This window comes from Cupriavidus pauculus, from assembly GCF_003854935.1.
Classification (GTDB): Bacteria; Pseudomonadota; Gammaproteobacteria; order Burkholderiales; family Burkholderiaceae; genus Cupriavidus; species Cupriavidus pauculus_C.
This window is the reverse complement of the sequence record NZ_CP033969.1, coordinates 71039-85109: the sequence shown is the minus strand read 5'-3', so window position 1 is coordinate 85109 and position 14071 is coordinate 71039. Positions and strand designations below refer to the sequence as shown.

General features: G+C 65.8%; 10 protein-coding genes and 1 other RNA gene. 5 read left to right on the top strand and 6 right to left on the bottom strand.

All coding sequences use genetic code 11. The features are described from left to right. Positions 1-20: 20 nt before the first annotated feature. Entirely contained in the window at positions 21-2672 is a 2652-nt protein-coding gene (gene cphA, locus EHF44_RS02110) for a cyanophycin synthetase (RefSeq protein ID WP_124682205.1), read from the bottom strand. Positions 2673-2949: 277 nt separating this feature from the next. On the opposite strand from cphA, the gene EHF44_RS02105 reads away from it, so the two are divergent. Beyond that, complete coding sequence (locus EHF44_RS02105) at positions 2950-5250, top strand: ABC transporter ATP-binding protein (protein ID WP_124682204.1); 2301 nt, start codon at positions 2950-2952, stop codon at positions 5248-5250. 22 nt (positions 5251-5272) lie between these two features. Further along, positions 5273-5743 (top strand): DUF1854 domain-containing protein, encoded by a 471-nt coding sequence (locus tag EHF44_RS02100; protein WP_124682203.1) that lies wholly within the window; start codon positions 5273-5275, stop codon positions 5741-5743. A 91-nt stretch (positions 5744-5834) separates the two neighbouring features. Here EHF44_RS02100 and EHF44_RS02095 read toward each other — a convergent pair whose 3' ends face one another. Beyond that, on the bottom strand, positions 5835-6242 hold the full coding sequence (locus tag EHF44_RS02095; protein WP_124682202.1) for a hypothetical protein: 408 nt from the start codon (positions 6240-6242) through the stop codon (positions 5835-5837). A 205-nt stretch (positions 6243-6447) separates the two neighbouring features. On the opposite strand from EHF44_RS02095, the gene EHF44_RS02090 reads away from it, so the two are divergent. After that, positions 6448-7641, top strand: a complete 1194-nt coding sequence (locus tag EHF44_RS02090) for a lytic polysaccharide monooxygenase (protein WP_124682201.1) — start codon at positions 6448-6450, stop codon at positions 7639-7641. A 101-nt stretch (positions 7642-7742) separates the two neighbouring features. Beyond that, complete coding sequence (locus tag EHF44_RS02085) at positions 7743-8114, top strand: hypothetical protein (protein WP_124682200.1); 372 nt, start codon at positions 7743-7745, stop codon at positions 8112-8114. Between the two features lie 98 nt (positions 8115-8212). Here EHF44_RS02085 and ssrA read toward each other — a convergent pair. The 4 genes from ssrA to ompA all read right to left on the bottom strand — a co-directional run bounded on the left by ssrA (position 8213) and on the right by ompA (position 10872). Beyond that, positions 8213-8572: a transfer-messenger RNA gene (gene ssrA / locus EHF44_RS02080) on the bottom strand. Positions 8573-8660: 88 nt separating this feature from the next. Then, the gene (gene gph, locus EHF44_RS02075; protein ID WP_124682199.1) at positions 8661-9317 is read right to left on the bottom strand and encodes a phosphoglycolate phosphatase; all 657 of its coding nucleotides are present in this window, start codon (positions 9315-9317) and stop codon (positions 8661-8663) included. A gap of 2 nt (positions 9318-9319) precedes the next feature. After that, a complete protein-coding gene (gene ubiG, locus EHF44_RS02070; protein WP_124682198.1) occupies positions 9320-10057 on the bottom strand; it encodes a bifunctional 2-polyprenyl-6-hydroxyphenol methylase/3-demethylubiquinol 3-O-methyltransferase UbiG in 738 nt (245 codons plus the stop codon). Between the two features lie 158 nt (positions 10058-10215). Then, a complete protein-coding gene (gene ompA, locus EHF44_RS02065; protein ID WP_066739225.1) occupies positions 10216-10872 on the bottom strand; it encodes an outer membrane protein OmpA in 657 nt (218 codons plus the stop codon). A gap of 444 nt (positions 10873-11316) precedes the next feature. Between ompA and gyrA the strand changes: the two genes are divergently transcribed. Further along, positions 11317-14019: a DNA gyrase subunit A gene (gene gyrA, locus EHF44_RS02060; RefSeq protein WP_124682197.1), complete on the top strand. Its 2703-nt coding sequence runs from the start codon at positions 11317-11319 to the stop codon at positions 14017-14019. Positions 14020-14071 lie beyond the last annotated feature (52 nt).

Genomic DNA, 14071 nt, shown 5'->3' with positions numbered 1-14071 from the left:
CGTTGTTCTTCGGGCCGGGATCAGGCGCGGCGTCCGCTGCGGCCCATCCACTGGTGCACCTGCTCGACGGTGGACTCCGGGGAGCCCTCGTCGCACTGCAGGACCAGCAGGTCGCCCGCCACAAGCTGCGACAGCGCGGCTTCCACCGCGGCGCGGCGCGCGCCTTCGTCGATGATCTTGGTCACGCGGCGGCCTTCGTAGAGGCCCTTCTTGACCAGCGCGCGGGCCTCGGCGTCGGGCAGGTCGCGGCGCACGCTGTGGTCCTCGCACAGGAACACGCGATCGAACGACTTGCCGATGACCTTGCCCTGCTGCACCAGGTCTTCGTCGCGGCGCTGCACGCCGGCGCCGAACACCAGCATGCGGCGCTCGGCCGGAAAGCGGTCCAGCGCGGCGGCCAGCGCTTCCAGCGCGGGGGCGTTGTGGGCGTCGTCGACGATCACCATGGCGCCCTGGCGCTCGAACATCGTGAAGCGGCCCGGCACGTCCACCTGGCCCACGTCGAACGTGACGATGCCGGCGCGGATGAGGTCGTTGGAGATGCCGAGCGCCCAGCCCGTGGCCACGGCGGCCAGCACGTTGTCGATCTGGAAGGCGACGCGGCCCGCGTAGGTCAGCGGAATGGCCGACACGTCGGTCAGCGCGGTCTCGCTGCCGCCGGTGGCCATGACCACCTTGCCTTCGCGCACGAATACGGCGCGCTTGCCGGCCGCGCGATGGGCGACGATGGCGGGCAGGTCGGCGGACAGGCCGAAGAAGATCACGTCGCCATCGCACAGCTCGGCCATCTCGACCAGGCGCGCGTCGGCGGCGTTCAGCACGGCGGCGCCGGTCTTCAGCACCACGTCCACCTGGGTACGCAGCACGCTGTACATGCGGTCCGCGTCCTCGACGTAGTAGTCGCCCAGGTGGTCGGGCTGGCCGAAGTTGGTCACCACGCCCACCTGGCAGCGGTCGTAGGGCAGGCCCTGCGACAGGATCATGCCGCTGTCGTTCTCGAACACCGCGGCTTCCACCGCGCGGTTCATCAGGATGCGGTGGCCGGCTTCCCAGCTCGCGCGCTCGCCCAGGTCGCCTTTCTCCACCTGGCGGCGGTCCAGGAACAGGCCGTCGCTGCAGGCCAGGCCGGTGTGCTTGCCCGATAGCTGCAGCAGCCGCGCCACGAGCTTGGCCACCACGGTCTTGCCGTTGGTGCCGGTGATGCCCACCACCGGGATGCGGCCGTCATCGTCCACGCCGTTGCGCGACGGGAACAGGTGGTCGACGATGGCGCGGCCCACGGGGCGCGGCTCGCCGTCGGCGGGTTTGATGTGCATCAGCAGGCCGGGGCCGGCGTTGACCTCGACGATGGCGCCGCGCTGGTCGGCCAGCGGACGCGAGATGTCCTCGGCCACCAGGTCCACGCCGGCGATGTCCAGCCCGACGATGCGGGCGGCCAGCGCCGCATGCGCGGCCACGCTGGGGTGCACGCGGTCGGTCACGTCGAACGCCACGTTGCCGTTGCGCTGGATCAGCACGGTGCGGCCCTCGGGCGGCACGGCGCTGCCATCGGCATAGCCCTGGCGCTTCAGTTCCAGCCGCGCGGCCGAATCCAGCCGCACGCGGTTCAGCGGGTGGTCCTCGGTGCTGCCACGGCGCGGATCGGAGTTGATCTGCGATTCGATCAGCTCGTCGATGGTCTGGCGGCCGTCACCCACGACCGACGCGGTCTCGCCCATCGCGCAGGCGACCATGCGGCCGCCGACGATCAGCAGGCGGTGCTCGTTGCCGGGCACGAAGCGCTCGACGATCACGCCGTTGCCTTCCTCGATGGCAACGCCGTAGGCGGTTTCCACTTCCTCGCGCGTCATCAGGTTCGTGAACACGCCGCGGCCGTGGTTGCCGTCGTAGGGCTTGACCACCACGGGCACGCCGATGCTTTCGGCGGCGTCCCAGGCGTCCTCGGGGCTTTCGACCATGCGGCCTTCCGGCACCGGCACGCCGCACGATTCCAGCAGCGTCTTGGTCAGGTCCTTGTCGCGCGAGATCGATTCGGCGATGGCGCTCGTGCGGTCGGTCTCGGCCGTCCAGATGCGGCGCTGGCGCGCGCCGTAGCCAAGCTGCACCAGGTTGCCGTCGGACAGCCGGATCGACGGGATGTCGCGGTCGTCGGCGGCGTCGACGATGCAGGCCGTGCTGGGGCCCAGGCAGTGTTCGTCGACCAGGCGGCGCAGGTGGTCCACGGCCGCGGGGACGTCGAACGGCCGGTCCTCGATGGCGGCCATGACCAGGTCGCGCGCGGTGAACAGCGCCGCGCGCGTGACCTCTTCATGCCAGGCGCGCACGATGACCTTGTAGACGCCGCGTACCGGCGTCTCGCGCGCCTTGCCAAACCCGCCGGGCATGCCGGCCAGGTTCTGCAGTTCGAGCGTGACGTGTTCCAGGATGTGGCCCGGCCAGGTGCCTTCCTTCAGCCGCATCAGGAAGCCGCCGCGCACGCCAGGGCTGCAGCGGTGCTCGATCAGCGTGGGCAGCCAGGCCGACAGGCGTTCGTAGAAACCGGGAATCTTGTTGGACGGAAAGTCCTCCAGTTCGCCGATGTCGACCCATGCCTCCAGCACCGGCCGATATGTCCACATATTCGGGCCGCGCAGCGACATGACATCGAAAATCTCAATGTCCTTCTTTTTCATTGCATTTGCTTGAGGCAGTGGGCGAGTGCCCGAGAAATGGAAGCCTAACCTTTCAATAACGTTACTGTAGCCTCAGGGTTGACCCTCGGTTATCCCTTTTGAGACGGGTAACGCATTGTGCAGCGCACCAAGACGCCCGCTTGTTTGCGTTATGTATACTTGCGGGCAAAATTGCGGGCCGCCAGCCTGGCTGACCGCTTAAATTGTTTCAAGTTATGTCCGTATTTGATCCATTTTTGGGCTTGCGGACGCGCTTTTATCGCTTTTTGCGCCAACAATGACCCAGTCCTCCCCGTCTGCTTCCACCCAACCCGGCCCGCATGGTCCCTGGGCTGCCGAACTCGGCGCCGGCCTGCTGCCCGGGGAAACCGTCCTGGCCGGGCTGATGCTGGACCTGGACGCAAGGCTGCATTTTACCCAAGGGTGGCTGGTTGTGACGGATCGTCGTCTGATCTCTCGCGCCCCGGGTGAAAAAGACCTGCGAAGCTGGGAAATCGGCCCCGGCCTGACCCTGACCCATGGCGACCACGCCGGCGTGGGCACGCTGGAGCTGGCCGACGGCCCGATCCGGCTGGCAAGCTGGCGCTACACGCTTGGTTACAATCCTGACGCATTGCGGCTGGCCGACCAGTTCGACGCGCGCCGCGACACGCTCGCCACTGGCCATGCCGCCGTGCCCGATGCCGATGTCTGTCCCACCTGCAAGGCGCCGATTCCGCCGGGCGAGGAACAGTGCCCGCAATGCAGCCGCGAGCTGGAGACCCCGCCGTCGACGTGGGCGCTGCTGCGGCTGTGGCGCTTTGCCCGGCCGTACCGCTGGCAACTGGCCGGCGGCTTCATGCTGCTGTTGCTGGGCACGGCCGCCACGCTGGTGCCGCCGTACCTGACCATGCCGCTGATGGACAAGGTTCTGATTCCTTATCAGAACGGCCTGCCGATCGACTACGACCTCGTCAAGCTGTACCTGGCCGGCCTGCTCGGCGCCTCGCTGGTGGCCTGGGCGCTGGGCTGGGCCCGCACCTACCTGCTGGCGCGCGTGTCCGAGCGCATCAGCGCCGACCTGCGCACCACCACCTACGAACACCTGCTGAAGCTGTCGCTCGAATACTTCGGCGGCAAGCGCACGGGCGACCTGATGGCGCGGATCGGCTCCGAGAGCGACCGCATCAGCGTGTTCCTGTCGTTGCACCTGCTCGATTTCGCCACCGATGTGCTGATGATCGCGATGACGTCCATCATCCTGATCTCCATCAACCCGTGGCTGGCGCTGGTCACGCTGGTGCCGCTGCCGTTCATCGCGTGGATGATCCACCTGGTGCGCGACCGCCTGCGCCACGGCTTCGAGAAGATCGACCGCATCTGGTCCGAAATCACCAACGTGCTGGCCGACACCATCCCGGGCATCCGCGTGGTCAAGGCGTTCGCGCAGGAAAAGCGCGAGGTCGTGCGGTTCCGCGAGGCCAATCGCCACAATCTGGCCATCAACGACCGTGTCAACGCGGTGTGGTCGCTGTTCACGCCCACCGTCACGCTGCTGACCGAGGTGGGCCTGCTGGTGGTGTGGATCTTCGGTATCTGGCAGGTCAGCCACAATGCGATCACGGTGGGCGTGCTGGTGGCATTCCTGACCTATATCAGCCGCTTCTACACGCGGCTGGACTCGATGAGCCGCATCGTGTCGGTCACGCAGAAGGCGGCGGCCGGCGCCAAGCGGATCTTCGACATCCTCGACCATGTGTCCAGCGTGCCCGAGCCGCAGAAGCCCGTGCATCTGGAGAATGTACGAGGCGCCATCGAAATGCGCGACCTTGGCTTCCGCTATGGCAATCGCGCCGTGATTCGCGGCCTGGACCTGACGATCGCGCCCGGCGAAATGATCGGGCTGGTGGGCCACAGCGGATCGGGCAAGAGCACGCTGGTCAACCTGATCTGCCGCTTCTACGACGTTTCCGAGGGGGCGATCCGGGTGGACGGGGTTGATATCCGCTCGCTGCCGGTGTCCGAGTTCCGTCGCAATATCGGGCTGGTGCTGCAGGAGCCGTTCCTGTTCTTCGGCACCATCGCGGACAACATCGCCTACGGCAAGCCGGACGCCACGCGCGAGGAAATCATCGCGGCGGCCCGCGCGGCGCATGCCCATGAATTCATCCTGCGGCTGCCGCATGGCTATGACTCGCTGGTCGGCGAACGCGGCCAGGCGCTGTCCGGCGGCGAGCGCCAGCGCATCTCGATCGCCCGGGCGCTGCTGATCGACCCGCGCATCCTGATCATGGACGAGGCGACGTCGTCGGTGGACACCACCACGGAGAAGGAAATCCAGAAGGCGCTGGACAACCTCGTACAGGGCCGCACCACGATTGCCATCGCGCACCGGCTGTCCACGCTGCGCAAGGCCGACCGGCTGGTGGTGATGGACCGCGGCCAGATCGTCGAAGTGGGCAGCCACGACGAATTGCTCGCGCGCGAAGGCGCCTACTACAAGCTGTATCAGGCGCAGGCGCGCAACGTCGACGCGGAAGCGGACGAGCCCGGCACGGGCGAGCGCGCCGAGACGGCGGAGCCGGTCAGTGCCCAGTAATCGATCATTTGAGCAAACGGCTATGCAGACGCCCGATTTCACCCTGACCCGCAACCGCCTCGGCAAGCTGGTGCTGACCACGGCCGATGGCACGCCGCACGAGGGCGTGGTGCCGGTGCGCGCCTTCCCGATCTCGGCGGCCGACGACGGCGTCGGCATGATGAGCACCGACGGCCACGAACTGGCCTGGATTCCCCGGCTCGACGCCTTGCCGGGCCCGACGCGCCAGCTGATCGAGGAGGAACTGGCATCGCGCGAGTTCATGCCCGAAATTCAGAAGATTCTGGGCGTGTCGACCTATGCGACGCCGAGCACGTGGACCGTGCAGACGGACCGCGGCCAGACCGACCTCGTGCTGCGCGGCGAGGAGGACATCCGCCGGCTCACCGGGACCTGCCTGTTGATCTCGGACAGCCACGGCATCCACTACCTGATCCGCGACCAGCTTGCGCTAGACAAGCCCAGCCGCAAGATCCTGGACCGGTTTCTCTGACCGCCGGCCGGACGACCGCACCAGCCGGGGTAGCCTGGCCAACGAAAACGGCACGCCTGGGCGTGCCGTTTTTTCTGGAGCGTGCGGGCGCTCAGTGCAGGACGGACGGGGCGTCGTCGTCGTCCTCGCCGTCCCAGTCCTCGTACTCGATCGACGATTCGGGCGCCATGTCCCAGACCATCGAATGGAAGCGGATGGTGAACCATTCGCGGAACATGTCGAGCGTCAGGGTCTCGGGCCACACCGAGTCGTCGAACCACTCGCCGAGCATGAATTCGAAGAAGTACTGCCAGCGCTTCTCGACCCAGCGCAGGGCGTTCTCGGACGTGTCGGCCACCTCGTCGGGCAGCAGGAAGACGCTGGCATCGTCCCGCACGTCGTCGAGCGTCAGCGTCGGCACGGGTTCGGGATCCACGGCCTGGATCCAGTCCAGGAACGGCTGCTCGGGCAGCAGCATGACCATGGACCGGTTGACGGTGAAGCGGGGGTGTTCGGACATGAAGGCGGGAAGGTGAGAACGACGGGCCTATTGTAGCGCCCAGTCGCCAGCACGCCGCGATGGATTCGGATTGTCATCGGATTGACCGCCCGCATGGCATCGGGCGGTTTCAGAAAAATCCGATTCCTCGCACATGGGCGAGCGGTTCAAATCGCGCGGCCGTCTTCTGCACGGCATCCCGACCCGCAGAACCAAGGAAAACACCATGCAATTCAACAGAGCCGTATTGGCGGGGCTGGCGACAGCCGCCGCGATGGCCACGCCGCTGACCGCATTCGCGCACGGCACGATGGAACTTCCGGCCAGCCGCGTGCTGACCTGCTACAGCGAAGGCGCCGAACAGCCCAAGTCCGGCGCCTGCCAGGCTGCCCGGGCCGTGGGCGGCGCGCAGCAGTTCTACGACTGGAACGGCGTCCGGCAGGGCAGCGCCGCCGGCAACCACAAGGCATTCGTCGCCGATGGCGAGCTGTGCTCGGGCGGATCGGCCAGCTTCCGCGGGCTGGACCTCGCCCGGCTGGACTGGCCGCAGACGTCCATCGTCCCGACGGCGTCCGGCGACTACACGTTCGTCTGGCGCGCCACGGCCCGCCACGCCACCCAGTACTTCAAGTACTACATCACCCGCGACGACTGGGACCCGGGCGTGCCGCTGCGCTGGCAGGATCTTGAGGAATTTGCGACGGTCACCGGCGCGCAGGCCACCGAGGAGGGCGGCCGCTACCGGATGAACGTGCAGCTCCCCAAGGGCAAGAAAGGCAGCCACGTGATCTACAGCATCTGGCAGCGTAGCGACAGCCCGGAAGCGTTCTACGCCTGTGCCGACGTGCGGTTCCCGGGCGACGGCCTGCCGGTGCGTGAGATCGGCTGGGAAGACCAGGGCCCGCTGGCCGCGATGGGCGACCTAGTGGCCGGTACCAAGTTGACGTTCCGCGCGCTCGACAGCGCCGGCCGCGACTCTGGCAAGCATGTGCTCACCATCACCGCGAGCAATGCCCGGGCACGCACCTGGGCCTATCAGCTGGCCCAGAAGGTGAACGCGGAGTCGCAGATCTTCCGCATCGGCGAACTGCAGGCGCGCAACGGGGTCTCGAACATCGTGCCGCTGCAGTCGGCCACGGCGAACCGTGTGTACCTGGGCAAGTCCTACCCCGGTTACCGCTTCGAGATCGACAAGGAAGCGCCCAGCGCCAGCGGCCGGTCCGGCGGTGGCGGACAGGCGGCCACGGGCCAGGTCGACGGCCGCGCGCTGGACACGTGGCGTGAAGGCCCGACCTATGAAATCGGTCAGGCCGTGACCTATCAGGGCCGGCGCTACGTCTGCCTGCAACGCCATACGGCGTGGCGCGGTGCAGGATGGAGCCCTGCCGTGACGCCGGCATTGTGGCGTGTGATTCGCTAAGTGTTGTTTTTTCGCCGGAAGCTGCAGGGATCGGTTCCGATTTCTACAGTTTTCGGCGAAAAATGCCGTCATTGTTCAGACACGGGGTCAGGAGCCGTCTGATGAGCTTTACCTTTCTCCCGCCCGGCGATGCGTTCATGCCGACCATGACGGAACGCTTTGCCGAAGCGGACAAAATCGAAGATCGCGCCGCGCGCTGGACCGCGCAGGCGGAAATCGCCCTCGATACGGGCGACATGTACCTGGTGGGCCTGGTGCTGTTCAAGGCAATCCAGGAATACGGCGTGGATGCGTTCGCCACCCACTCGGGCGAACCGCACGCGCGCCTGCAGCGGCTGTGGATGCCGGGCATGATCGGCTCGGTCGACAACGCGCGGCACCTGTACGGCCACCTGGGCGTGAGCCTGCCGGTAGACCGCTACTACGCCGCCCGGCTGCAGAGCATGCCGATGGACGGCGCGGCGGTGCACTGACCGGCGCCGCCGGCCGCGCATCGACCAAAGAAAAACGGGCCGCAAGGGCCCGTTTGTTCATGGCCCCGGACGTGCGGCATGTCCGGGGTAGGTGTGTTTGGTGGAGCCGGCGGGAATCGAACCCGCGTCCGCAAGCCCTCCACAGAGAGTTCTACATACTTAGTTCTGTCATTTGATTTAACCGCACCATCGCGGACGAACACGCTCTGTTACGGCGAGTCACTTGGTTTTCGTCCCCGCAGTCGTGACACCGACGGGGCTTATCTGACGTAAATGACCTCGCTGGTTCTTGCGAACCCTAGCCCGTCAGCGAGCCAGTGCGAGGACGGCGGCCCTTAGGCTGCCAGTGCGTAACGTTCGTCGTTAGCAGTTATTGCATTCCCATTGATTAACGAGGTGACGGGTCCTCGGTATGCCCTCCACTGCTTTGCAACCCACGTCGAAACCAGGTCGGCCCCAAGTGCGTAGTCAAACGCGAAAGAAAACGGATTGTACCCGGTTTCGACGCCGCTGGCGCGCCGGGGTTCCCTGACCTGAACTGGGGGCTCAGGCCAGCAATGCAAGCAGTTCCGAGGGGTGATGGATCAGGTAGTCGGCGCCCCAGGTATCGGGCGGCTCGGCGTCGCCGCAGTAGCCGTAGGCCGCCGATACCGTGGCCATGCCGGCGGCCTTGCCGGCCTGGATGTCGCGCAGGTCGTCGCCGACGTACAGGCAGCGGCCGGGCGCCACGCCGCTCAGTTCGGCCGCATGGAGCAGCGGCGCAGGGTGGGGCTTGGCGTGCGGCGTGGTGTCGCCGCTGACCACGGCGGCGGCGCGCGGCGCCAGGCCGATGGCGGCGACCAGCGGCACCGTGAACCGGGCGATCTTGTTCGTGACGATGCCCCACGGCACGCCGGCCGCCTCCAGCTTCGCCAGCACGTCGTCCATGCCGTCGAACAGCCGCGTATGCACGGCGATATCGGCCTCGTAGTAGTTCAGGAACGTATCGCGCAGGGCCGGGAATTCGGGGTCCTCGGGTCGCTTGCCGAACGCCGCGCCAATCAGCCCGCGGGCGCCGTGCGATGCCACGGGGCGCAGCTTCTCGTAGGCAACCGGCGCCATGCCATGCTCGACGACGAGCCGGTTGGCGGCTGCTGCCAGGTCGGGGGCCGTGTCGGCCAGCGTGCCATCGAGGTCAAAGAAAACCGCGTCGAACTTCGCCATCGTCAAGCCACCTTCCGGAACGCCATCATGTAGTTGACGTCGGTGTCGCGGCTCAGCGAATAGATCTGCGTCAAAGGGTTGTAGGTCATGCCGCGCATCTCGACCAGGTCCAGCCGCGCGTTGCGGGCAAAGCGGGCCATTTCGGAAGGCGTGATGAACTTGTCGTAGTCATGCGTGCCGCGCGGCAGCATGTTGAGCATGTATTCCGCGCCGACGATGGCCAGCAGGTACGCCTTCAGGTTGCGGTTGATCGTCGAGAAGAACACGTAGCCTCCGGGTTTGACCAGCGTCGTGCAGGCGCGGACGATCGACTGCGGGTCCGGCACGTGCTCGAGCATTTCCATGCAGGTCACCACGTCCACGCTGGCCGGCGCGCGCGCGGCCAGGTCTTCCACGGCGATTTCCTCGTAGGTGACGGCCACGCCCGATTCCAGGCTGTGCAGGTCGGCCACCTTCAGCGCCTTGGTGGACAGGTCGATGCCCCGCACCGTCGCGCCCAGGCGCGCCATGCTTTCGGACAGGATGCCGCCGCCGCAGCCGACGTCAATCACCTGCTTGCCGGCCAGCCGCGCGATGCCGTCGATCCAGCCCAGCCGCAGCGGGTTCAGGTCGTGCAGCGGCTTGAATTCGCTGTTCGGGTCCCACCAGCGGTGCGCCAGTTCGCTGAACTTGTCGATCTCTTTGGGATCGGCGTTGCGGCCCGTAGGGGCGGGAGAGGTCAGGGAGGTGGAAAGCGACATCGTATGCGCCGGTCTTCGCGGCGGGTCGTATGAGAAGGCTGCGGCAACTGTACCAAAAAAACCGGCCCGCGCCGAATGCGGCCGGCCGCCCGGCGGCTGGCGACGGGCGAAAAAAAGCCCAGCTTGCGCTGGGCTTTTCTGCATCGGAGAGGATCCGATTAACGTGCGCTGCGGGTGCCGACCACTTCGACTTCCACGCGGCGGTTCGGCTGCTGGCAGGCGATCTGCGCGGTGCGGTTGCCCTTGCACGACTTCGGATCGACCTTCAGCTGGCGCTTGCCCTTGCCTTCGGTGTACACACGGTTGGCTTCGACGCCCTTGCTCACCAGGTACGCCTTGACCGATTCAGCACGACGGATCGACAGGCGATCGTTGTACTTGTCCGAACCGAACGAGTCGGTGTGGCCAACGGCGATGATGACTTCCAGCGTGATGCCTTGCAGCTTCGAGACCAGGTCGTCCAGCTTGGCCTTGCCTTCGGGCTTCAGAACAGCCTTGTCGAAGTCGAACAGGGTGTCAGCTGCGAAAGTGACCTTCTCGCTCGAGACAACCGGCGGAGCAACCGGAGTCGGTGCCGGAGCCGGTGCAGCGGCCGGAGCCAGTGCGCCATCGCACAGGGCGTTTGCCGTTGCCGGGGTCCAGGAGCTGTCGCGCCAGCAGAGCTCGTTCGTGCCATTCTTCCACACGTACTCGCTCGTACCGTTGCCCCAGTTATCGTTCACGGCCTTCTTTTCGTAGGGGACGGACTGGGCTTGAGCGGATGCAGCCATTACTGCGGTAGCTGCAACGAGCGCGAGCTTGGCAAATTTTTTCATATTTCTCCTCTCAGGATGAGATCACCGCAGGGTTACTGCGAGCAAATGGACGAAAACAAGTCATACATTCTTCGGAGTATAACATTCTCGATGTGGTGGATGCTCCACTTCGAACAATGTCTGGCTCTTCGCTGGGGAATTGTGCCACAAGGCTCGTTTCCTAAGAAGTAAATATATTCGATTCAACCACGTGGTTTTGGGCCTGTGGTGTTTGTGCAACATCGCTCTTGCGGTGCCTGCAAACCCTTGTCCTGTATGGGTTGCAGGGCGTCGGGGGGTGGCGCGCCGCGCGTCGGGCGGGCCCCGCAGGGGGCGGTTCGGACGGGGGCGGAGAGGGGTTCCGCGCGTGTTAGAATGCCATGTTCGCCCGTCGCCGGCAGGGGCCTTCCCGCGCCGCCGGATGCCGGGCTATTTGCTTAAACCCGCCGCATAAACCACGCCGCAATGGATCAATTCGCCAAAGAAACTCTTCCGGTCTCGCTGGAAGAGGAAATGCGCCGTTCATACCTCGATTACGCGATGAGCGTGATCGTGGGGCGCGCGCTGCCCGATGTCCGGGACGGCCTGAAGCCGGTGCACCGGCGCGTGCTCTTTGCGATGCATGAGCTGAACAATGACTGGAACCGGGCCTACAAGAAATCGGCCCGTATCGTCGGTGATGTGATTGGTAAGTACCACCCGCACGGCGATACGGCCGTGTACGACACCATCGTCCGCATGGCGCAGAACTTCTCGCTGCGTTATATGCTGGTCGACGGCCAGGGTAACTTCGGCTCGGTGGACGGGGATAACGCCGCGGCGATGCGTTATACCGAAATCCGCCTGGCGAAGATCGCCCATGAAATGCTTCACGATATCGACAAGGAAACTGTCGATTTCGAACCGAACTATGACGGTTCGGAGAAAGAGCCGGGTATTTTGCCGGCGCGTATTCCGAATTTGCTGATCAATGGTTCGTCGGGTATTGCCGTGGGTATGGCCACGAATATCCCGCCGCATAACCTCAATGAAGTCGTCGACGCCTGCCTGCATCTGCTTGGTAATCCCGAGGCGACGGTCGACGAGCTGATCGAACTGGTGCCGGCGCCCGATTTTCCGACCGCCGGCATTATCTATGGCATCCAGGGTGTGCGCGAGGGCTACCGCACCGGCCGCGGCCGGGTGGTCATGCGCGCGCGCACGCACTTCGAGGATATCGACCGCGGCCAGCGCCAGGCGATCATCGTCGACGAACTGCCGTACCAGGTGAACAAGCGGACGCTGCTGGAGCGGATCGCGGAGCTGGTCACAGAGAAGAAGATCGAGGGCATCTCGGACATCCGCGACGAATCTGACAAGTCAGGCATGCGCGTGGTGATCGAACTGAAGCGCAACGAGGTGCCCGAGGTTGTGCTGAACAACCTATATAAGAACACCCAGCTGCAGGACACGTTCGGCATGAACATGGTGGCGCTGGTCGACGGCCAGCCGCGCCTGCTGAACCTGAAGCAGATGCTGGACGCCTTTCTGTCGCATCGCCGCGAAGTGGTGACGCGCCGCACGGTGTTCGAACTGCGCAAGGCCCGCGAGCGCGGCCACGTGCTGGAAGGCCTGGCCGTGGCGCTGGCCAACATCGACGAGTTCATCGCGATCATCAAGGCCGCGCCGACGCCGCCGCTGGCCAAGCAGGAACTGATGGCCAAGCCGTGGGATTCGGGCCTGGTCCGCGAGATGCTGTCGCGTGCCGAAAGCGACACCGCGGGCGGCCGTGCGTCTTACCGTCCCGATGGCCTGCCGGCCGTGTTCGGCATGCAGCCGGATGGCCTGTACCGGTTGTCGGACGGGCAGGCGCAGGAAATCCTGCAAATGCGACTCCAGCGCCTCACGGGGCTGGAGCAGGACAAGATCGTGCAGGAGTACCGCGAGGTCATGGGCCTGATCGCGGACCTGCTGGACATCCTGGCGCGCCCGGAGCGCATCACGACGATCATCACCGAGGAACTGGGCGCCATCCGCGCCGAGTTTGGCGACGCCCGCCGCTCGCAGATCGAACTGAACGCCACCGAGCTCGACATGGAGGACCTGATCACCCCGCAGGACATGGTGGTCACGCTGTCCCACTCGGGCTACATGAAGAGCCAGCCGATTTCCGAGTACCGTGCGCAGAAGCGTGGCGGCCGCGGCAAGCTGGCCACGGCGACCAAGGAAGACGACTGGATCGACACGCTGTTCGTGGCCAACACCCACGACTACATCCTGTGCTTCTCGAACCGCGGCCGGCTGTACTGGCTGAAGGTCTACGAGGTGCCGCAGGGCTCGCGCAACTCGCGCGGCCGGCCAATCGTCAACATGTTCCCGCTGGCCGACGGCGAGAAGATCAATGTGATCCTGCCGGTGCGCCAGTTCGACGCCGAGCATTTCGTGTTCATGGCCACCGCGCGCGGCACGGTCAAGAAGACGGTGCTGACCGATTTCTCGAACCCGCGCAAGGCCGGCATCATCGCCGTGGACCTGGACGAGGGCGACTTCCTGATCGGTGCCGCCATCACCGACGGCCAGCATGACGTGATGCTGTTCTCGGACGCCGGCAAGGCCGTGCGGTTCGACGAGAACGACGTGCGTCCGATGGGCCGTCAGGCCCGCGGCGTGCGCGGCATGAACCTCGACGAAGGGCAGGCCGTCATCGCCATGCTCGTGGCGCCGGCAGAGACTGCCGATGCTGAAACTGCCGACGGCGTGCCGGCCATCGGCAGCGTGCTGACCGCCACCGAGAATGGCTACGGCAAGCGCACGCCGATCTCGGAATACACTCGACATGGCCGCGGCACCAAGGGCATGATTGCGATCCAGACGAGCGAGCGCAACGGCCGCGTGGTGGCCGCCGCCCTGGTGTCGCCCGAGGACGAGATCATGCTGATCACCACGGGCGGCGTGCTGATCCGCACCCGCGTGGCGGAAATCCGCGAGATGGGCCGCGCCACCCAGGGCGTGACGCTGATCAACGTGGACGAAGGCACCAAGCTGTCGGGGCTGCAGCGCATCGTCGAGAGCGATGCCGACAGCAACGGCAACGGCGAGGACGACGAGCTGGCCCAGGACGCCGCGAGTGACGCCGCCACGGGCAGCGATACCGGCGCGGGCGCCACCGACGCGGACGCCAATTCGTAAATTGTTGCAACAACGGGACGACGGCCGGAACTCGCCAGACGGCCGTTCGGAC